The sequence below is a fragment of the Dictyobacter halimunensis genome, from assembly GCF_036245075.1.
Genome location: NZ_BSRI01000001.1, coordinates 1,139,351 through 1,157,754, shown reverse-complemented (window position 1 = coordinate 1,157,754; position 18,404 = coordinate 1,139,351). Strand labels below are relative to the sequence as shown.

The window sequence follows — 18,404 nt, the reverse complement described above, 5'->3', positions numbered from 1 at the left end:
ATTGAAAAGAGAACGGTCTGGCCTATTTCTTTATTTGGGGCGCTTGTCGGCATATGGAGGCTTATCTGTGGCTATTATTGAAGCACATCACCTCAGCAAAACGTTTCAGCAACATCGTCGCTTCCCTGGTTTTTGGGGGGCGATTCGTACCTTATTTACGCACGAGTATATAACGCGTCAGGCTGTCAGGGATATTTCATTTGCGGTTGAGCGAGGAGAGGCTGTCGGCTACGTCGGCCCGAATGGGGCTGGTAAATCGACGACGATCAAAATGTTGACCGGCGTGCTCGTACCCACGTCTGGTACGGTGCTTGTCAATGGTCGGATGCCGCATAAAGCTCGTCAGGAGAATGCCAGGCGCATCGGGGTCATCTTCGGACAACGGAGTCAACTGTGGTGGGAATTGCCGGTCATCGATTCATTCGATCTCCATCGGCACATGTATCGTATTCGTCATGATCAATATGCGAAGAATCTCGCATTTTTTGAAGAGCTTTTGTGTCTGAAAGAGTTTCTCCATTCACCTGTACGGCAACTCAGCCTCGGCCAACGCATGCGCGCGGAAATAGCACTGGCATTACTGCATGATCCAGACATTCTTTTTCTCGACGAGCCGACGATCGGACTTGATATTACGGCCAAGGACCGCATTCGCGAATTTCTGCAGGCCGTCAACCGTGAGCGCGAGGTCACTATTATTTTAACGTCACACGATCTCAAGGATATAGAAGAGATTTGCTCTCGCATCGTAATTATTAATCAGGGAGATCTAGCATACGATGGGGCCGTCTCCGATTTGAAGACGCGATTGGGCAACCAACGTACCCTCACGATCGAATTTTCTCATGATCCTGGTCCGATTACGATCAGTGGGGTTACCTTGCTCCAGGACGATGGTTCCCGCAAGCAGTTCCAATTTGATAAAGCCGTGCTGTCCACCTATGAGGTCCTCAGCGCTCTCGCCGAGAAGTATCCGGTGGTGGATATCTCGTTGGAAGACACCGATATAGAAGATATTATCCGTACGCTCTATAACTCGATGGGAGAGCAAGCTCTGGAAAGGGAACAATTAGATACCTGGACGCGAGGGAAGGCGGTTACGAAATGAGCACCTATCTGGCGTTCTTCGTGAAATCATTCAAGAAAAGTCTCGCGTACCGTTCCCAGGTCTGGTTGTCGATTGTGGGCAATTGTATTTCGATTGCGATTCAGATCGCGATCTGGAAAGCGCTGCTTGGCTCAGGATCGGTGAGTGGCGTTTCTCTGCCGAATATGATCATCTACACCATCCTGAACACGGCGGTGGCAGCGGTGCTCATGAATGGGCTGATCAGTGACGCGAACAAGCGTTTAAATACGGGCGATATCGCACTCGATTTGTTGAAGCCGTTACACTATCCGCTGTACCTGTTCATCGATCAGTTAGGGAAATCGGCGTTTCGCCTGATCTTTACCGCTCTTCCGACGCTGCTGATCGCAGGACTGTTCTTCGGTTTCACTGCTCCCGCTTCGTTTAGCTCTGGGCTGGCCTTTTTTGTTGCGCTGCTCATTGCGTTACTGATCTCGTTTGCCCTGGGCTATTTAATTGCGCTCCTCTCCTTCTGGTTTCTCACGACGATGCATTTCGAGTGGACCTTTATCGGTCTGATGGCGGTCTTTTCCGGTTCGTATCTGCCCATCTGGTTCTTCCCGCCTGGATGGTTAGAAGTGGCACAGGCGCTGCCATTTCAATTTCTCGGCTACGTGCCTGCTGCTCTCTACATGGGAAAAATTCCAGGCGGGAGTGCCTGGCTTACACTGAGCATTGGGATGGCCTGGGCCCTTGGATTATTGGGCCTCACCGGATGGCTTTGGTCTACTTCTATGAAGCGTCTTGTCGTTCAGGGTGGGTAAGCAGAGGAAGGAGATAACGATGTCACTTTCCGTTTTCTGGCAGTTTGTGCGTTTACGCATGAAAGAGCGCATGGAGTATCGGGCAGCATACCTCCTGGGTATTCTGGCTCAAATCTGGGGGTATGGAGGGCAATATATTGTTGTCTGGCTTCTCTTGCGCCGCTTTCAGACGATCCACGGGTGGTCCTGGCCCCAGATCGCTTTTCTCTACAGCCTGGACCTTTTTACCTATGCACTCGGGGCGGCTTTCACCTTCAGTCCGTTTTCAGAACTCGAACAGATGGTGGAGGAGGGGACCTTTGACGGGGTGCTTGTACAGCCCTTGAATCCCTATCTCTACCTGGTCGCTCGAAAATATAACGTTGGATACGCGGCCCATGTGATTCTCTCGGGTCTCATCCTGATCTGGGCTACTACCCAGCTATCGTTCCATTGGACTGCCTTGCTGTTTCTCTATTTTCTGCTGATCCTGGTCAGCGGTGTGCTGCTTCAGGCCGCGTTTATTACCTTTCTTGGTTCGCTCACGTTCATTGTTATTCGCTCTCAAATGCTCTTTGGCCTGTATTACAGTATCAAAGCGGCGATTGCTTATCCGATATCGATCTATGGTGCCGCGGTGCAGGTGGCATTGACCGTGGTCTTTCCTCTTGCCTTTGTCAATTTCTATCCCGCGACTACCCTGCTCTCAAAGAGTGGGCAGTTCCTGCCAGGTTGGATCGGCTGGGTAGCTCCCCTGGTTGGCCCTCTCATATTCTGGCTCTCCTATCGCATATGGACGTACGGCATGAATCGCTATCAGAGTGCTGGAGGATAGCCATTCATGCCTGCGAATGTGAAAAATACATGACCACTTTTTTTCGCGAAGACTTTATAAATTCCTCTGCTCCTTCTGTGTAATCCCAAACAGGATCGCCAGGAAGAGGATGAATCCGTTGAAGGGGAAGAGGATTGCCGGGCCGAGCAGGTTCGTCAGGACACCACCCAGGGCTACGGAGATCGGATACGTGCCGAACGAGGCAAACTGGAGCAGTCCCATGACGCGCCCCATGAGATGACGCGGGATAGTTCGTTGGATCAACGTAATCAGCAAAACGTTGGAGATGCTGTTCACAAGACCACTGATCAGCATGCAGAGCACCGCACCTGTAACTCCTCCATAGGGAAGCAGTGCGATCATGATGGCCATGATCAGCACGGCTAGAAGCGCGATCAGTCCTTTCCGTTTCAGCCCAACCAGCATGCTGGCCAAAAGGCCACCAGCCAGCGCGCCGCCGCCAAAGGCCGTCATAATCATCCCATATCCACTTGCGCCCGCATGCATTGGACCATGTGCCAGTGTAGGCAACGCGACCTCCAACAATCCGCCAAGGCAAAAGTTAGCCACGATTGAAACAACAATACGCACCTGTATCAATCGCGAGGTGGGCAGGTAACGTGCAAAGGTAATCTGATCTTCGCTGCTTGCCGTCCCGTCTCAGTACCTGCTTGTACACTGGTCCCCTCTCCTGATTTATCGGACGCTTCTGATCGGATGACTGGCTGAGTTTGCTCAGTTATGCTCTGCTCCGGTCGGAATCTTCAATCAAGGCCGTATGAGGGCAGGGGATGCCCAGGTGAGGGAGGTCATGTTGTGTATGGGATGTGCCCATCCTTCTCATCGGTTAGGGAAAGCGAGGGCCTCTTCTCGCAGGCGTTGTACGTCGCGTATGGGAGGGACACCAAAGAGGCTTTTATATTCGCGATTGAAGTACGCGGCATCCTGATATCCCACACGATAGGCCGCACTTGTGGCGTCGAGGTTTTCCGAGAGCATGAGACGACGAGCCTCCTGGAGCCGCAACTGCTTCTGGAATTGCAAGGGACTGAGCGCAGTGACCGCTTTGAAGTGGTGGTGGAACCCTGAAACACTCATGCCCAGATCCTGCGCGATTTCCTCGATGCGTAAGGGTTGGTCGAAGTGTTGCCGAAGTCGCTTGACTGTCTGGACGATATCGGGAGTGTAGCCCCCTTGCAGAGCCAGGTGACGGAGCCGACTCCCCTGCTCTCCGACGAGGAGCCAATAGAGAATTTCCTGCGTGATCAAGGGGCCAAGCACCTGTGCATGGGCAGGGGAATCTACCAGCCTCACCAGTCGCACGAAGGCTTCCAGCAGGTTCTCATCCAGCGGACTCACCGTGATTGCCGAGACCGCAGTATGCGGTTTCAACCAGGTATAGTCGGCCTCAACAACGACGGAGCTGACAAGGGAGGGAGCCAGATCCAGGCGGAGACTGAGATAGGGGCGCTCCTTCGAGGCAGAAAGCACCTGACTGACACGGGGCAACTCGATGGTGGTCAGCAGATAATGCTCAGGATCGTAGCAGTAACGGCTCTCGCCGAGTAAGACCTCTTTGCTGCCCTGGGCTATCACGCAGATGGATGGCTCAACCACGCTATGAATTGGTTGGAAAGGCACCGAACTGCGGGCCAGATGTAATCCTGGGAGTGGTTCTTCTACTCCATCTTCGCGCACCACTCGCCCAATCCGCTCCACCAGTTCTTCACGATAGGCGTGTTGCATCACGGTCTGGCGTTCTCGCTGGTGGCCATCTCGTTCATCCATGGTGATTTCCTCTCTAGTTGCTCTTTCGCTCATCCGGGAAGATTTGCAGAATCCTCCAATCATTCTCGACAATCATTCTATCACCCTGGGCTTCGGCAGGTCTATACTATCCACAGGCAGCGCGCCTGATGCTCTGCCTGGACCGCATAAGCTGGACTTTTCTTCAAGAACAAAGTCAGGAGCGAACATGCATGGTAGACGGTTAATGAAGAAGGAGGGAAGATGTCTGAATCGCAAGAACCAACACGGGCACAGAAGCTCATTGGCGACTTCTCGCCGAAGATGGTGTCACTCACGGATGATCTGCTGTTTGGCGACATCTGGGAACGAACAGAACTCTCAAAACGTGATCGGAGCTTGATTACGGTTGCTGCGTTGATTGCAGGCGGAAATACCGAACAACTCACCGGCCATCTGATGAGAGCAAAAGACAATGGCCTGACGGAGACAGAACTCAAAGAGGTGATCACCCATCTCGCGTTTTATGCTGGTTGGCCGAAGGCCATGTCTGCCATCGCCGTCGCTAAACGCGTCTTTGGTGAGCAATAATCTGGCGCAGAGAGATGCAGCAGGAGAAAGAAACGCATGGATATCAAACGCACTGGCTCACAGCCGACGCGCTATGGGCCAGCCGACACGTTTACCGGCACGGTTTTCATCGATTCCCCGTTTGAAGCACCCGATCCAGCCCGTGTCGGTGGTGCCCGTGTCACGTTTGAGCCTGGTGCTCGAACCGCCTGGCACAGTCACCCCCTTGGCCAGACGCTGATTGTGACGAGTGGCTTCGGTCGGGTCCAACGCTGGGGGGAGCCGATCCAGGAGATTCGCCCTGGGGACGTGATCTGGTTTGAGCCAGGGGAAAAACATTGGCATGGTGCCACACCAACGACGGCTCTGACCCATATTGCCATTACCGAACGGCTTGATGGGAAGACCACCAATTGGATGGAGCAGGTCAGCGAGGAACACTACCAGGGCTGATCATAGAGAACGATGATTGCGCCTTTTCATACAAAGACAGGACAGTGAAAACATGCAAAAGCGTACACTTGGAACGAGCCACTTGGAAGTTTCAGCTCTCGGGCTCGGTTGTATGGGTATGAGTATCAACTATGGTCCCCCCAGAGACAAACAGGAAATGATTGCTCTCCTGCGAGCAGCTGTAGACCGAGGGGTAACCTTTTTCGACACGGCCCAGGTCTATGGACCCTTCACCAACGAAGCACTCGTGGGCGAAGCGCTTGCCCCCATTCGTGATCACGTGGTCATCGCCACTAAATTCGGCTTTCGATTTGGCCCCAATGGAGAACGGTTGGGCCTTTCCAGTCAGCCAGAGCAGATCAAGCAGAGTGTCGAGGATTCACTCAGGCGGCTCCGAGTCGAGACCATCGATCTCCTCTATCAGCACCGTGTGGACCCAGAGGTGCCCATTGAAGATGTGGCTGGCACCGTCAAGAAACTGATCGAGGCTGGAAAGGTGAAATACTTCGGTCTTTCCGAGGCAGCAGCACAGACGATCCGTCGGGCGCATGCTGTACAACCAGTCACAGCTATCCAGAGCGAATACTCGCTGTGGACGCGAGACCCAGAAGCCGAGGTCCTTCCAACGTGTGAAGAGCTTGGCATCGGCTTCGTGCCTTGGAGTCCTCTTGGACAAGGATTCCTCACCGCAACGGTTGATCCAAACAAAACGTTCGAGCAATCCGATATTCGGTCTATTTTCCCTCGCTTTACTCCTGAAGCCATGCAAGCGAATCAGGCCCTGGTCGATCTGCTGGTGAGAATCGCCGCGCAGAAACGGGTGACGCCTGCTCAGATTGCGCTGGCCTGGTTGCTGGCGCAGAAACCGTGGATCGTGCCGATCCCAGGGACCACGAAGTTTTCTCGCCTGGAGGAAAACCTTGCTGCTGTTGCCATCGAACTGACATCTGATGATCTCAGTGACATCGAGAGTGTTGCTTCGCAGATCACGGTGCAGGGAGCCAGGGGAAATGGACGAGAGCGGTACGTTTGAGACTCCTCTGTTCACCCATTCCAGCACCCTGAGCAGGGTGTACAAGTAAGAAAAAGAAGGTATCTTATGAACGAGAATACGAACATCCACGGAAAAGTCGTGGTGATCACTGGCGCGAGTAGTGGGCTGGGAGAAGCGACAGCCCGGCATCTTTCCGCGCAGGGAGCAACGGTTGTGCTGGGAGCGCGCCGCACCGAGCGCATCCAGGCCCTGGCGAACGAACTGAACAAGCGCGGTGGCAAGGCACATGCCCTCCAGACGGATGTCACAGATGCCGAGCGGGTGAAGCGCCTGGTGGACGCCGCTGTCCAAACCTATGGACGCATCGACGTGATGCTCAACAACGCTGGTTTGATGCCGCACTCGCCCCTGGAACGCCTCAAGATCGACGACTGGAACCGCACCATTGATGTCAACATCAAAGGGGTTCTCTACGGCATTGCCGCCGCGTTGCCCTACATGAAAGAGCAACATGCCGGACACATCATCAATGTGTCCTCAGTGGCAGGCCATAAGGTTCGTCCCAGCAGCGCGGTCTATGCAGCGACCAAGGCAGCTGTCCTGATGATCTCCGAAGGGCTGCGCCAGGAAGTCAAACCCTATCACATTCGCACGACGGTGATCTCGCCGGGAGCCTTAGACACGGAACTGCCCACCAGCATCACTGAGCCAGATATTGCGGAAGCTGTGCGGAAAAACTATGAAGCGGGAGCTATTCCGGCTGACTCGTTTGCACGGGCCGTTGCCTTTGCCATGAGCCAACCCGACGACGTGGATATCAATGAAATCCTGTTCCGGCCCACCAGCCAGGAACTTTGAGGAAAGGAGAAATACACATGTCAGCTATTCCATCGGTCAGCCTCAATAACGGGGTGAGCATGCCCCTCTTGGGGTTTGGTGTCTTTCAAATGCAGGATGCTGAAGAATGCGAACGCAGCGTGTACGATGCTCTCCGCACCGGCTACCGCCTGATTGATACGGCGGCATCCTATGGCAATGAAGAAGCCGTCGGCAAAGCCATCAAGCGGAGCGGCGTGCCACGGGAAGAACTGTTTATTACCACCAAGCTCTGGATTCCGGATGCTGGGGACGAACGCACCAGACCAGCGTTTGAACGATCATTGCAGCGGTTACAACTGGAGTATCTGGATCTCTACCTGATTCACCAGCCCTTTGGGGATGTGTATGGCGCGTGGCGCGTGATGGAGCAGTTGTACCAGGAAGGCCGGATACGCGCCATCGGGGTCAGCAACTTCGCACCTGACCGGTTGATGGACCTGATCATGCATCACCAGATTGTTCCTGCCGTCAATCAGGTGGAAACCCATCCGTTCAACCAGCAAATAGACACCCAGACCTTCTTGCAGGACAACCATGTTCAGATCGAATCCTGGGGGCCGTTTGCGGAAGGCAAGCACAACATATTCGAGAACGAGGTGCTGCGTTCCATCGCAAGCAAATATCAGAAAACTGTAGGGCAGGTCACTTTGCGCTGGCTCACCCAGAGAGGGGTCGTGGCAATTCCCAAATCAGTTCGCAAGGACCGAATCGTGGAAAACTTCACCATCTTCGATTTTGATCTGAGCCAGGAAGATATGGCGGCGATCAGGACGCTGGACACCAAAACCAGTAGCTTCTTCGACCACCGTGACCCCAATGTCGTGAAGCGGTTGAGCGGAGCGACACGTCGGACCTAAACGGACGAGCGACACGTCGGCATCTGGTAAAGGAGAGAGCGTTTAGGGAATTTACCAGCTCTCCGCCGACAGAGTAGGAGGAAGAGTCACCTCATGATGAGACGAGGCTCGCGCTGGTTTTCATCGGGATCAAGCAGAGGAAGTTGGATCACATCCGGCTTCCTCTGCGGCTTTTTCTGCGCTGCGTAATCAAACAATTTCAGAAAGAGTAACCATTCATCAGGTCCGAGTGTCCACAAGGTGAATTGTGGCGACTGATAGCCCGTCTCGATCAGGCGCGGATTCTTTACCTCTTTGATATGCTTGTTATCCTCCTCTTTTTGTGATGGAATCCTCAATGTATGTGAAAACATCGGATACATTGAACTGGGGGCAAGACGCAGGAATACGTGCATCGAATGATGCGACACTCTTCCTATGCCTTGCCCCCTCTGTCTTTGAGGCAAACAATGATCTAGAGCATGCTGCCCGTTCCCACGTAGGAGATCAGAGCAACGTCTCAGGAACAATAGCAGGCGTACTGACATTCACCCCTGCCGCCTGGACCTGCACGCCACTCACACCCACGCTCCCCACCGTCTGTGTGGCGGTGGTAACAACGTTGCCGAGGATTCCATCGACGACATTCAGCTGCGTGCCAGCATGCAACAGGCTCCCACCGGAGACCTGACGCAACTGCTCATCTGATACCTCTTCCAGAACCTGCTCGGAAACGTCTGCCTGTTTCTTCCAAAATTCAACATGATTGACTCCTTTCGTCTTCATCACATACTTGCTCGTGCCACTCCCATCCTGTGCAAGCGGCATACACGCGCACATAAACCACTCTCACTGGGACCGCGCATGACCATTCGGGTCCATGCTTCCAACGTTCGCTCTGCGAGAGGAACTGCCCAGAGCTGTGCGCATCATACAGGCCATGCAACACCACACAACCGATTCATGCATGGCTGAAGATTGTAGATCCTCCTCTCGTCTCGCCTCATATCTGGCGTTATTTCTTCCCTCACTTCTGTTCTACAACCTCTATCTGGTTATCGGAACACCGCGCAAAGTGTTGCGCAGGTGTGAGTCACCCCCACCCATTTGGGTCACCGTCGGACCTGGGCAGCGTTTGTGATCGATGTGCCTCATATAAAAACATCAGCACTCCACAACTAGTGGGTCATTTGCCAACTGCTGTAGGAATGTGCGATGCTCAACAAAAAGTCTGGAAGGAGACCAGCCATGTCCCGTCGAGCATCACAACCCCTGCGGCTGTTTTCGGAAGAAGAAGCCAAAGAACTTCAGCGTGTGAGCAGAGCCTCTAGTGAATCGCGTAACCGTCACCAGCGAGCCGTCGCGCTCGTAGCCGTTGCGGAGGGGAAGAGCTTGAGCGAGGCGGCGCGCCTCGTTGGATGGAAAAGCCACGACCCAGTCACACGGCTAACCAGGCGATTCAATCTCATGGGGTTGGCGGCGCTCGATGATTTGCCCCGATCGGGAGCCCCGCGAACCTATGGGCCAGTGGAACGAGCACGGATTGAGCAGGAGGCACGCCGCACGCCTGATCGCAAGGAAGATGCAACAGCCACCTGGTCCCTCACACTCTTGCAACGCGCCCTGCGCCAAGCTAGCGATGGGCTTCCGAAGGTGAGTACCTTTACGATCCTGCATACCTTGCATGAGGCAGGCTACAGTTGGCAGAAAGATCGCACCTGGTGCCATACGGGAAGAACCCTCAAGAAAGGAAAAGACGGGACGGTGTATCAGAGCGAAGACCCCTACACCCAGGAAAAAAAACGGTGATTGAGCGTGCCTACGTGCAGGCCGAGCATGTGGGTCTCCCCTTGTGGTGTGAAGACGAGGCAGGTCCGTATCAGACCATTCCTCACCCCGGCTTCGTCTGGCAGCCAGAGGGAGAACCAGGGCGACAGGACCATCAATATATCCGCGGGAAGACCTGCAAATTCTTGACCTTGTTTCGGCCAGCCACGGGGGAACTGCGAGCCAAACCAGTTGATCAAAGTACCAATGCCATCTTGCATCCCTGGCTCAAGGAAGAATTGGAGGCTCTTCTCAAAGAGTGTCCGCCAGTTCTAGAGGCGGTTCCAGAGGAGCGACTCTGGCAAAACTGGGATCCCTTTCCTGCCGCCGAACAACTGGATCGGTTCTTGCCTCCCTTGCGCATGTTGCTGATTTTAGATAACCTGGCAGGTCATTACAGTCGCGATTTGGTGAGCTGGTGCCATGAACGCGGCATTGGACTGTTGTATACCCCGTGTGCTGGATCCTGGCTCAACATGGCTGAGTCTGTGCAACGGATCATTATCCGGAGGGCACTGGAGGGGCATCATGTTTATGATGTCGAAATTCTCAAAGATTGGCTCACCGACACCATCGAGGGATGGAATCGTCATCCGACCCCGTTCATCTGGGGAGGCAAACGGCATGCTCGTCGCGACCGTGCCTATGCGCGTCGTCATCGGCAAGGCGGGTCAGGAGCAACATCTCAATACGTGGTGCCGCGGCGCATTCGTTCGGTGCGCTATTACAAACCGGCCAGCAATGCCACTGGATCTGGCAAGTGACCCACTAGTGATGTCAGACACACAAGGATGCTGATCTGCTTCAGGTGAAATAACCAGCTCAACGCACACATACTCGTGTGAACTCTTCAGTCGGTTCTATTTATTTGTTGTTTTGCTGGGATGGGAGGTGGAATGAGAAGCGGTAGGGCATTGGTGGTCTTTTTGGTTTCGGCGCCTCGTTCGGGCGGTAGAACTGCAGAAGCATGGTAGCGAGGCAGTAGATCTGGGACGTGGTGTAGGCCGTGATACTCTTTATCTGATCAAGTACGGATTCCACGTTACCGCTGTGGATCAAGAAGCAGCATCTCTGAAACTTCTTTCTGATCTGCCAACGGATCGACTCCATCGGATGCAATGCTCATTTGAGACGTTTCCATTTGATCACTATGATCGGATGCAATGCTCATCTTTTGCTCCTCTTGAAAACATACCATACCGTATGGTATGATCTGAGTAAGAGACGTGAGTCGAGCAAAGGAGAGAACAAACAGGTTATGGTGCTTCTCAGGAGAGGATGCAATTGTGAAAACACTACCGAGATCTCTTGCTGACAATTGGGGAGCGACCGCCTCTGAGAGAATGATGTCGTTTCCTTGCGATCACTATCTAACTCCATACGATGTATCCTACTTCCGTGCTGTATCGGTGCAAGCACCAGCCCCCATTGTCTTTCGCTGGCTCTGTCAATTGCGTGTGGCACCCTATAGCTACGACTGGATCGATAACCGTGGCAGGCGCAGCCCTCGCGTACTTATCCCGGGTCTGGAGCAGCTTCAGGTTGGGCAACGTGTGTGCTCAATTTTTGATCTGGTGAACTTTGAGCCTGATCGACATCTTACGCTGCTTCTCAAGGATAAGCGGGCCCAAATGTTCTTTGGGGAGGTCACCATCAGTTATGTGATCTTTCCTCAGGATGACGTGCGGTGTCGTCTCGTGGCTAAGGTACTCGTGCGTTATCCTCCCGGGTTTATCGGGACTATGATGCGTCCAATGTTATCATGGGGAGATTTTGTCATGATGCGCAAACAGTTGTTGACCTTCAAATATCTGGTTGAACAGCAGATGGGGTGCGTAACGAGTTCATAACAAGTAAATAATACATTGATGGAAGAAGGACTATGCTTATCGTTTTCTGCCTACTTCATCCTGTAGAAGGCGAGCTCTGTGCCCCTGAATGTGGGTGGTGTAGATACCCTCCTGAGCGCGCTTGCTGGAAAGGCGTCATTCAAGTGAGTTCACTCAGCCAAGCATGCCCAGGATGGACGAGAGCAAGAGACTGAGCCAACCATTGGCGACGCTTTCCATCAAGAGCAGGGAGTGCCCTGGCGAAATCCGCCTCGTCCTTAGGACGTAGTCCCTTCGCTTTGTAGAACAACTGAATTTCTGGAGCAAGATAGGGAATGCCATCCTTGGTTACTGATCCCAGAGTCGAGAGAGAACCACGGATCTGTGCCGTGCGACGAGAAATCCATTGATCATGGTCGGTGTTTATGACCATCAATTGGAGCGCCCAGGGAGCATTCTCGTGCGGACGGCACCAAATGTCGTGGACCGAAGCTGGCAGAATCGTATCCTGTTTCCATTCCTGGAATGGCCACGAACTGGGTAACAGCTCGGGATGCGCTTCTTGAACATCCCATCCTTGGAGTAGCGCACGGATCTCGTGCTGATCTCGACGCAGAAAAAGGATATCTATATCCTCATGCTCTCGTGTTTGCATGCCGAGGAAGAGATCGATTGCCCATCCACCAGCGATCCACCAGGGAACCGTGAGTGCGGAAAAAAAGCGGGCAACTGCCTCTGGTTGCCATGGTTGCCACAGGCCAAATTGGTTTGAATCGTTTGCCATACCATTCCCTACAAACAGTGTTTTCGTCTCTTTTTCTTATACAGTAGAGTAGCATCATTTCACGCTTTTTGTCGATTGATAGCCAAACTTTCCTTCTGGGACCCATATGACGGCTCAACTTTTCTTCTGGATGAGAGAAAAGGAGGTGTGCTCCCCCTGGAAAACGGTCAAACATCCTTCGGAAAACGGCCAGATGCAACTTCCCAGGTCCGACAGTGACCCAAATGGGTGGGTTTGACTCGCACCTGCAACACTTTGCGCGGTGTTCCGATAACCAGATAGAGGTTGTAGAACAGAAGTGAGGGAAGAAATAACGCCAGATATGAGGCGAGACGAGAGGAGGATCTACAATCTTCAGCCATGCATGAATCGGTTGTGTGGTGTTGCATGGCCTGTATGATGCGCACAGCTCTGGGCAGTTCCTCTCGCAGAGCGAACGTTGGAAGCATGGACCCGAATGGTCATGCGCGGTCCCAGTGAGAGTGGTTTATGTGCGCGTGTATGCCGCTTGCACAGGATGGGAGTGGCACGAGCAAGTATGTGATGAAGACGAAAGGAGTCAATCATGTTGAATTTTGGAAGAAACAGGCAGACGTTTCCGAGCAGGTTCTGGAAGAGGTATCAGATGAGCAGTTGCGTCAGGTCTCCGGTGGGAGCCTGTTGCATGCTGGCACGCAGCTGAATGTCGTCGATGGAATCCTCGGCAACGTTGTTACCACCGCCACACAGACGGTGGGGAGCGTGGGTGTGAGTGGCGTGCAGGTCCAGGCGGCAGGGGTGAATGTCAGTACGCCTGCTATTGTTCCTGAGACGTTGCTCTGATCTCCTACGTGGGAACGGGCAGCATGCTCTAAATCACTGTTTGCCTCAAAGACAGAGGGGGCAAGGCATAGGAAGAGTGTCGCATCATTCGATGCACATGTTTCTGCGCCTTGCCCCCTCTCTGTTACTCTACTGTTGTGATCCTCAAACATTCAGTACTGCAATGGTGAATCGCGTTTAACATGATATCGTACTAAATGCACTTCACCAGCTCTATCTTAGGCGATATCAAGCCCGGATCGATGTTCAAGCGCATGCTGGATTGTCCTACGGGCGTTTTCCAACTCGGCGCGGTGGAGTTCGAGGCGGGGGGCACGCACACGGGCGTTCCCCATGCCAACCATCTCCTGAGCCAGCTTGATGAGCTGCACGAACTTTGGCACGGTATCCATTCTCAACAGGGGAAGGAACCAGGCGTAGAGCGCGTCGAGCTGGGCGCGATCATCCTGGCCGGTGCGTACCTGCTCGGCCAGATGAAAGAGCGTCACCGATTCGCGTGGGAAAGCATTGACCAGGCCCGCGATCCAGCCGACCGCGCCGGCCTGCATGCCCTCTACAATCTCATCGTCTACGCCGACCAGGATCTCTAAACGCTCGCCGATGAGGGCGCGAATCGCGGTGACACGGCGCACATCGCTGCTGGATTCTTTGACCGCGACCAGGTTGGCGTTCTCCTGTGCGAGCTCGGCTATCTGCTCGGGCAGAAAATCTGTTTTGTAGGCGGGTGGATTGTTGTACAGCAAGATAGGCAGGTTGGTGGCACGCATCACCGCCTCTACGTGCGCCTTCATTTCGCGCCAGTCCGTGGAATACACATAGGGCGGCAGGACCATCAGGCCGTGACATCCTGCGGATTCGGCGGCTTGCGCGAGCCATACCGCCTCCGCCGTGGAGAGGGAGGCGATGCCAGGAATGACTGGTACGCGTTCGCCAACGGCATTCAGGGCCGTTTCAATGATCGCGATTTTTTCTTCGGCGCTCAGCGTTGCGCCCTCACCGAGCGAGCCGCACGGCACCAGGCCGAGGCAGCCCGCATCGACCAGCCAGCGGCAATGCTCGGCGAAAAACGCAAAGTCAATACTGTAATCCTGATTGAAGCTAGTCGTAATGGCGGGGATAACCCCGCCCCAATTGATGGTCATTGTGTACTCTCCTCTGCATGATTATGATGCGCATCTTCCTGTGTGTGTATCAGGCTGGCCACGCGCCCGACGGTCACGGGCGGACGGACGGAATCCTGGGTCCAGCCAAAGAGGAATACGGTAGCGGTGCCACAGATGCGCCCCTGGCAGGGTCCCATGCCGCAGCGTGCCTGCAGTTTGGCGCTGCGCCAGCCTGGATGTCTCTGCACTTCTTGATAGGTGACGTCTTCGCAGCGACAGATGATGGTATCGGCGGCGGGAAGCTTTTTGAGCTCGGGTCGCAGACTGAAGGTGTGCTCCAGGTGCCTAGCGAACGATCGAGTCCGTTCGCGCTCTGGTAGACAGGTACGGGCCGCATCTTGCTGTCCGCTAGCCGCGAACCCGGCGATCTGGCCTTCCAGCAGCGCCAGATCCAATCCTCCGATGCCGGTTGCCTCGCCCGCGCAATAGATATCCCTGCGGCTCGTTTGCTGCCATGGGTCTACCCGTACCGCGTGGTCAAGGATCTCACAGCCCAGGGAGGCGGCCAGTTCTGTATTGGGCCACAGACCGAAGCCACAGGCGAGATAGTCGCAGGCAATCTCTGTTTGACCCTGTCTGCTTTGAATGGTGACGGTTTCCAGTCGTTCTGCACCATGCGCGCCTGTTACCCAGGCATCCGCATGAAGCGGCACGCCGCGCAGGCTCCAACCTAGCGCGCTGGCCTGTTTGAGCTGTTTGGGATAGCCGGGTAGGCGTAGACCAAATGCCGCGAGTTTGGCCCAGGGGGTCTGTTCGGCGATATATTGTATACGCGCCCCTTTCTGTGTGAGATAGCTCGCGACGGCGAGCAGCAGCGGTCCGCTACCGGCTACGACCACGCGCTGACCAGCGATGGGCAGTCCTCCTTTGACCAGCGCTTGAAGCCCTCCAGCGCCCATCACCCCCGGTAGGGTCCAGCCGGGGAAGGGAAGAAAGCGCTCGCGTGCCCCGGTCGCCAGAATCAGGCGCTTGAAATGGAGCTTTACGGCTCCATCTGGCAGCTCGACCAGCAGCGTCTCAGTTGAGAGTGGCGCGAGTACCCTGGCCCGCTGGAGTGCGGTGATGGTATCGGTCGTGGCGCGCGCCATCCAGCGCCTGGCCTGGAGTGTATGGACCTGCTCGCTGCCGCCGCGCCAGATCTGGCCACCCACCCGCGGGTTATCATCGAGCAGCCCGATGCTGGCCCCGCTGCGCGCCGCACTCGCTGCTGCGGCCAGGCCGGCCGGTCCCGCGCCGACGATGACGATATCAAAGCTTAGCTCTTCCATGTCGTTACCACCTCCATCCCGTCTTCGCAGGGTGTCTGACAGCTCAGGCAGTGGGGCAGGCCGTTGATGGTCACGCGGCACTCGAAGCAGATGCCCATGCCACAGAGCGGGGCACGCGCGTCACCGCGTACGGAGCGGCGATAGGTGTTGACGCCGGCGCGTGCGATCGCCGCCGCGACCATGCTGCCAGCGGGAACGAGGACTTCTTGTCCGTTGACGGTGAGGCGTATGTCAGACATGCTGCTCCTCCAGAAAGGTGCGTTGCGGCAGATAGGGTTCGGTGGGCAGGGCCGGACTCCGGCCGAGCAGCTGATCGGCGAGCAGCCGGGCGGTGGCCGGGGCCGTGGTGATGCCCAGACCCTCATGGCCGGTCGCCAGCCAGAGGTCCGCACGTTCAGGATGGGGACCAATCAGAGGGAGCCCATCGGGCGTGGCGGCGCGCTGCCCTGTCCAGCAGCGCACACCGTTGAGCTGGCCCAGGTCTGGCAGGTAGGCCTGGGCGCAGGCGAGCATACGGGAAAGGATGGTATAGTCGATCTCATTGCCAGGAGCCTCAAACTGTCTGGAGGAGCCGATTAATACTTGCCCGGTGCCACGCGGCTGCACATTGAAGGCCACTGAATCGCCGCTGGTGGCATGCGCATTTTTGATGTACCCCATCTCAACCAGCTGGTGACGCACAAAATCCGGATAGCGGTCGGTAATCACCAGGTGCCCTTTCTTCTGGCGGATAGGCAACTCGGGGAGCAGATCGGTGGCGCACGCGCCATTGGCAATCACGACGATGCCACCCCTGACGATCTGCCCATCCGCCATTTCCACTCCGCCATCTACCAGGCGCGTGGCCGTGCCATACAGCACGCTGACCTTGAACTGTTCAGCGGCCCTGATCAGCGCGGCCGCGCTGCGAGGTGGATAGACCACGCCATCTCCGGGGACGAGTAGACCACCGGACAGGCCAGGACGCAGGCGTGGCTCGTGCGCGTACAATTGAGGCGCATCGAGTACCTCGCTGGGAATCCCGTTGGCGCTGAAAAGGGCGTGTTTGGCGTGTACAGCCTCCATCTCAGCGTCATCGGCCGCGACCCAGATCGTGCCGCAGCGCGTATACTCGTGGTCCCCGGGAGTCCCCTGTACAAGGGTATCCCAGAGCAGCTGTGAGTAGCGCGTCAGGCGCAGTTGCGCCGGGCTGTCATCCATCACCACAATGTGACCCATGCCGGCCGCCGTCGCGCCGCTGCCTATGGTGTCCCGCTCAATGATGCCCACGGACATACCCGCCGTTGCCAATTCATAGGCGCAGGCGGCGCCGACGATGCCGGCACCCACAATGAGCGCGTCAAATGCTTTAGACATCACGAATGCCCCGCTGGAAAGGATCGCGGTCATCGAGGATGAGTCGGCCCTCCATGGTGATGAATGCTGAGCCCGTAATCGCGGGCCATAGCTGACCATCCTGGTAGTGGTAGGAGGCCTCAAAGCGGGTGTTGAGAATGCCCTCCTGTATCCACACGTCTCCTTCCCGCAGCTTGCCGTCCGCCGCCAGGCACGCGACCTTCGCGCTGGTCCCGGTGCCGCAGGGGGAACGATCGTAGGCTTTCCCGGGGCAGAGCACGAAATTTTTGGTGTGCGCGCCGTTGCTGCCGGGGACAAAGAGCTCGATATGGTCGATCAGCGCCCCATTGGCCCCGGTTATCCCAGCACGCTCAAGCGCTGTGCGGATGCGCCAGGTGAAGTCGGTGAGCGCCTCTACACGTGCGAACTGGAGATCCTGACCGTGATGCTCCACCAGGAAAAACCAGTTGCCACCCCAGGCGATATCGCCTGTGATCGGACCATATCCCTCGACCTCAACGCGCACGTTGCTGGCAGAGCGATATGCCGGCACATTATGTACGGTCACACGGCCATCCGCCAGCAGTTCGGCCGTCACGATGCCCACGGGCGTCTCGATAAGGTGTTTGCCTACACCGATGCGCCCCAGATGCGCCAGCGTCGTTACCAGTCCCATCGTGCCATGTCCGCACATGCCTAAATAGGAAACGTTGTTAAAGAAAATAACGCCTGCCACGCACTCGGCTCTTGTTGCCTCACAGAGGAGTGCCCCCACCATGGTATCTGAGCCGCGCGGCTCGTTGGCGACAGCGGAACGGAACCAATCAAACTGATCACGGAAGACGTTCAAGCGCTCGGCAAGGCTACCCGGTCCAAGGTTCGGCCCTCCATCAAGCACGACCCGTGTTGGCTCGCCCGCGGTATGTGAATCGACAATGGCAATAGTTTGCACAGTCTCTCCCTCTTTTTTCGCTACAGGCCAGGTGCGGCTTTTTCCGCACAATGATATATTACCTTTTTTACGTTTTGTTGTCTTGCCTATTAAGGAACATGTTATTATGTTACGGTGACAAATGAAGGAGTACAAGTGCGAAGCCGTGAGGAATTTTCGCTTCTCTGCCTCTTTTGTCAAGCGCTGTTCACATAAATTGGCGGCGGCTTTTCACACGGAAGGGAGATGGAACTAGATAG

The 18,404-nt window shown here is 55.5% G+C and carries 23 protein-coding genes and 1 pseudogene; 13 read left to right on the top strand and 11 right to left on the bottom strand.

Annotated features, from left to right (window positions below; genetic code table 11):
* Nucleotides 1-67: 67 nt before the first annotated feature.
* From AABA21_RS04660 to AABA21_RS04650, 3 genes are read left to right on the top strand one after another with little or no spacing between them, the layout of a single operon-like run.
* A complete protein-coding gene (locus AABA21_RS04660; protein WP_338247825.1) occupies nucleotides 68-1,108 on the top strand; it encodes an ABC transporter ATP-binding protein in 1,041 nt (346 codons plus the stop codon).
* Nucleotides 1,105-1,893, top strand: coding sequence for an ABC transporter permease (locus AABA21_RS04655; RefSeq protein ID WP_338247824.1), 789 nt, complete (start codon nucleotides 1,105-1,107; stop codon nucleotides 1,891-1,893). The genes AABA21_RS04660 and AABA21_RS04655 overlap by 4 nt, the downstream gene beginning before the upstream one ends.
* Before the next feature lie 19 nt (nucleotides 1,894-1,912).
* Nucleotides 1,913-2,707 (top strand): ABC transporter permease, encoded by a 795-nt coding sequence (locus AABA21_RS04650; protein WP_338247823.1) that lies wholly within the window; start codon nucleotides 1,913-1,915, stop codon nucleotides 2,705-2,707.
* 54 nt (nucleotides 2,708-2,761) lie between these two features.
* Here AABA21_RS04650 and AABA21_RS04645 read toward each other — a convergent pair whose 3' ends face one another.
* Nucleotides 2,762-3,277 (bottom strand): MFS transporter, encoded by a 516-nt coding sequence (locus tag AABA21_RS04645; protein WP_338250997.1) that lies wholly within the window; start codon nucleotides 3,275-3,277, stop codon nucleotides 2,762-2,764.
* A gap of 270 nt (nucleotides 3,278-3,547) precedes the next feature.
* Entirely contained in the window at nucleotides 3,548-4,495 is a 948-nt protein-coding gene (locus AABA21_RS04640) for an AraC family transcriptional regulator (protein ID WP_338247822.1), read from the bottom strand.
* Between the two features lie 222 nt (nucleotides 4,496-4,717).
* Between AABA21_RS04640 and AABA21_RS04635 the strand changes: the two genes are divergently transcribed.
* The 5 genes from AABA21_RS04635 (at nucleotide 4,718) to AABA21_RS04615 (ending at nucleotide 8,206) form a co-directional block, all read left to right on the top strand.
* A complete protein-coding gene (locus tag AABA21_RS04635; RefSeq protein ID WP_338247821.1) occupies nucleotides 4,718-5,044 on the top strand; it encodes a carboxymuconolactone decarboxylase family protein in 327 nt (108 codons plus the stop codon).
* A 36-nt stretch (nucleotides 5,045-5,080) separates the two neighbouring features.
* The gene (locus AABA21_RS04630) at nucleotides 5,081-5,476 is read left to right on the top strand and encodes a (R)-mandelonitrile lyase (protein WP_338247820.1); all 396 of its coding nucleotides are present in this window, start codon (nucleotides 5,081-5,083) and stop codon (nucleotides 5,474-5,476) included.
* Nucleotides 5,477-5,528: 52 nt separating this feature from the next.
* On the top strand, nucleotides 5,529-6,509 hold the full coding sequence (locus AABA21_RS04625; protein ID WP_338247819.1) for an aldo/keto reductase: 981 nt from the start codon (nucleotides 5,529-5,531) through the stop codon (nucleotides 6,507-6,509).
* Between the two features lie 66 nt (nucleotides 6,510-6,575).
* Nucleotides 6,576-7,328 (top strand): SDR family oxidoreductase, encoded by a 753-nt coding sequence (locus AABA21_RS04620; RefSeq protein ID WP_338247818.1) that lies wholly within the window; start codon nucleotides 6,576-6,578, stop codon nucleotides 7,326-7,328.
* Between the two features lie 17 nt (nucleotides 7,329-7,345).
* The gene (locus tag AABA21_RS04615; RefSeq protein ID WP_338247817.1) at nucleotides 7,346-8,206 is read left to right on the top strand and encodes an aldo/keto reductase; all 861 of its coding nucleotides are present in this window, start codon (nucleotides 7,346-7,348) and stop codon (nucleotides 8,204-8,206) included.
* Between the two features lie 86 nt (nucleotides 8,207-8,292).
* On the opposite strand, the gene AABA21_RS04610 is transcribed toward AABA21_RS04615, so the two are convergent.
* Together AABA21_RS04610 and AABA21_RS04605 are read right to left on the bottom strand one after the other, a co-directional pair.
* Entirely contained in the window at nucleotides 8,293-8,601 is a 309-nt protein-coding gene (locus tag AABA21_RS04610; protein WP_338247816.1) for a hypothetical protein, read from the bottom strand.
* Between the two features lie 91 nt (nucleotides 8,602-8,692).
* Nucleotides 8,693-8,971, bottom strand: coding sequence for a bacteriocin leader domain-containing protein (locus tag AABA21_RS04605; RefSeq protein WP_338247810.1), 279 nt, complete (start codon nucleotides 8,969-8,971; stop codon nucleotides 8,693-8,695).
* Between the two features lie 462 nt (nucleotides 8,972-9,433).
* On the opposite strand from AABA21_RS04605, the gene AABA21_RS04600 reads away from it, so the two are divergent.
* The 3 genes and pseudogenes from AABA21_RS04600 to AABA21_RS39240 all read left to right on the top strand — a co-directional run.
* A complete protein-coding gene (locus tag AABA21_RS04600; RefSeq protein WP_338247815.1) occupies nucleotides 9,434-9,994 on the top strand; it encodes a helix-turn-helix domain-containing protein in 561 nt (186 codons plus the stop codon).
* The gene (locus tag AABA21_RS04595; RefSeq protein WP_338247814.1) at nucleotides 9,991-10,776 is read left to right on the top strand and encodes a transposase; all 786 of its coding nucleotides are present in this window, start codon (nucleotides 9,991-9,993) and stop codon (nucleotides 10,774-10,776) included. The genes AABA21_RS04600 and AABA21_RS04595 overlap by 4 nt, the downstream gene beginning before the upstream one ends.
* Nucleotides 10,777-10,969: 193 nt before the next feature.
* Nucleotides 10,970-11,044: pseudogene (locus AABA21_RS39240) on the top strand (hypothetical protein); the annotation flags it as partial.
* A gap of 10 nt (nucleotides 11,045-11,054) precedes the next feature.
* Here AABA21_RS39240 and AABA21_RS04590 read toward each other — a convergent pair.
* On the bottom strand, nucleotides 11,055-11,183 hold the full coding sequence (locus AABA21_RS04590) for a hypothetical protein (RefSeq protein ID WP_338247813.1): 129 nt from the start codon (nucleotides 11,181-11,183) through the stop codon (nucleotides 11,055-11,057).
* Nucleotides 11,184-11,298: 115 nt separating this feature from the next.
* Here AABA21_RS04590 and AABA21_RS04585 point away from each other — a divergent pair, with 115 nt between their 5' ends.
* Nucleotides 11,299-11,862: a hypothetical protein gene (locus AABA21_RS04585; RefSeq protein WP_338247812.1), complete on the top strand. Its 564-nt coding sequence runs from the start codon at nucleotides 11,299-11,301 to the stop codon at nucleotides 11,860-11,862.
* 139 nt (nucleotides 11,863-12,001) lie between these two features.
* Here the strand turns inward: AABA21_RS04585 and AABA21_RS04580 are convergent, their stop codons facing one another.
* Nucleotides 12,002-12,625, bottom strand: coding sequence for a nucleotidyltransferase domain-containing protein (locus tag AABA21_RS04580; RefSeq protein WP_338247811.1), 624 nt, complete (start codon nucleotides 12,623-12,625; stop codon nucleotides 12,002-12,004).
* Nucleotides 12,626-13,168: 543 nt separating this feature from the next.
* Between AABA21_RS04580 and AABA21_RS04575 the strand changes: the two genes are divergently transcribed.
* Nucleotides 13,169-13,447, top strand: a complete 279-nt coding sequence (locus tag AABA21_RS04575; RefSeq protein WP_338247810.1) for a bacteriocin leader domain-containing protein — start codon at nucleotides 13,169-13,171, stop codon at nucleotides 13,445-13,447.
* Nucleotides 13,448-13,665: 218 nt separating this feature from the next.
* Here the strand turns inward: AABA21_RS04575 and AABA21_RS04570 are convergent, their stop codons facing one another.
* Genes AABA21_RS04570 through AABA21_RS04550 form a run of 5 tightly spaced genes read right to left on the bottom strand, consistent with a single transcriptional unit; the run spans nucleotide 13,666 to nucleotide 18,165 of the window.
* Nucleotides 13,666-14,589 carry a dihydrodipicolinate synthase family protein gene (locus tag AABA21_RS04570; RefSeq protein ID WP_338247809.1) on the bottom strand — a complete coding sequence of 308 codons (924 nt, stop codon included), beginning with the start codon at nucleotides 14,587-14,589 and terminating at the stop codon, nucleotides 13,666-13,668.
* On the bottom strand, nucleotides 14,586-15,878 hold the full coding sequence (locus AABA21_RS04565) for an FAD-dependent oxidoreductase (protein WP_338247808.1): 1,293 nt from the start codon (nucleotides 15,876-15,878) through the stop codon (nucleotides 14,586-14,588). Before AABA21_RS04565 ends, AABA21_RS04570 begins: the two co-directional genes overlap by 4 nt.
* Nucleotides 15,866-16,117 (bottom strand): (2Fe-2S)-binding protein, encoded by a 252-nt coding sequence (locus AABA21_RS04560; protein ID WP_338247807.1) that lies wholly within the window; start codon nucleotides 16,115-16,117, stop codon nucleotides 15,866-15,868. Before AABA21_RS04560 ends, AABA21_RS04565 begins: the two co-directional genes overlap by 13 nt.
* Nucleotides 16,110-17,234, bottom strand: coding sequence for an NAD(P)/FAD-dependent oxidoreductase (locus AABA21_RS04555; RefSeq protein WP_338247806.1), 1,125 nt, complete (start codon nucleotides 17,232-17,234; stop codon nucleotides 16,110-16,112). The genes AABA21_RS04560 and AABA21_RS04555 overlap by 8 nt, the downstream gene beginning before the upstream one ends.
* A complete protein-coding gene (locus AABA21_RS04550; RefSeq protein ID WP_338247805.1) occupies nucleotides 17,227-18,165 on the bottom strand; it encodes a proline racemase family protein in 939 nt (312 codons plus the stop codon). The genes AABA21_RS04555 and AABA21_RS04550 overlap by 8 nt, the downstream gene beginning before the upstream one ends.
* Between the last annotated feature and the right edge of the window lie 239 nt (nucleotides 18,166-18,404).

Bases quoted from the DNA above. Each gene is read 5' to 3' on its own strand.
- AABA21_RS04655 (WP_338247824.1), top strand. From the start codon at position 1,105: ATGAGCACCTATCTGGCGTTCTTCGTGAAATCATTCAAGAAAAGTCTC.
- AABA21_RS04650 (WP_338247823.1), top strand. From the start codon at position 1,913: ATGTCACTTTCCGTTTTCTGGCAGTTTGTGCGTTTACGCATGAAAGAG.
- AABA21_RS04640 (WP_338247822.1), bottom strand. From the start codon at position 4,495: ATGGATGAACGAGATGGCCACCAGCGAGAACGCCAGACCGTGATGCAA.
- AABA21_RS04635 (WP_338247821.1), top strand. From the start codon at position 4,718: ATGTCTGAATCGCAAGAACCAACACGGGCACAGAAGCTCATTGGCGAC.
- AABA21_RS04630 (WP_338247820.1), top strand. From the start codon at position 5,081: ATGGATATCAAACGCACTGGCTCACAGCCGACGCGCTATGGGCCAGCC.
- AABA21_RS04625 (WP_338247819.1), top strand. From the start codon at position 5,529: ATGCAAAAGCGTACACTTGGAACGAGCCACTTGGAAGTTTCAGCTCTC.
- AABA21_RS04620 (WP_338247818.1), top strand. From the start codon at position 6,576: ATGAACGAGAATACGAACATCCACGGAAAAGTCGTGGTGATCACTGGC.
- AABA21_RS04615 (WP_338247817.1), top strand. From the start codon at position 7,346: ATGTCAGCTATTCCATCGGTCAGCCTCAATAACGGGGTGAGCATGCCC.
- AABA21_RS04610 (WP_338247816.1), bottom strand. From the start codon at position 8,601: ATGCACGTATTCCTGCGTCTTGCCCCCAGTTCAATGTATCCGATGTTT.
- AABA21_RS04605 (WP_338247810.1), bottom strand. From the start codon at position 8,971: ATGAAGACGAAAGGAGTCAATCATGTTGAATTTTGGAAGAAACAGGCA.
- AABA21_RS04600 (WP_338247815.1), top strand. From the start codon at position 9,434: ATGTCCCGTCGAGCATCACAACCCCTGCGGCTGTTTTCGGAAGAAGAA.
- AABA21_RS04590 (WP_338247813.1), bottom strand. From the start codon at position 11,183: ATGAGCATTGCATCCGATCATAGTGATCAAATGGAAACGTCTCAAATG.
- AABA21_RS04580 (WP_338247811.1), bottom strand. From the start codon at position 12,625: ATGGCAAACGATTCAAACCAATTTGGCCTGTGGCAACCATGGCAACCA.
- AABA21_RS04575 (WP_338247810.1), top strand. From the start codon at position 13,169: ATGAAGACGAAAGGAGTCAATCATGTTGAATTTTGGAAGAAACAGGCA.
- AABA21_RS04570 (WP_338247809.1), bottom strand. From the start codon at position 14,589: ATGACCATCAATTGGGGCGGGGTTATCCCCGCCATTACGACTAGCTTC.
- AABA21_RS04565 (WP_338247808.1), bottom strand. From the start codon at position 15,878: ATGGAAGAGCTAAGCTTTGATATCGTCATCGTCGGCGCGGGACCGGCC.
- AABA21_RS04560 (WP_338247807.1), bottom strand. From the start codon at position 16,117: ATGTCTGACATACGCCTCACCGTCAACGGACAAGAAGTCCTCGTTCCC.
- AABA21_RS04555 (WP_338247806.1), bottom strand. From the start codon at position 17,234: ATGTCTAAAGCATTTGACGCGCTCATTGTGGGTGCCGGCATCGTCGGC.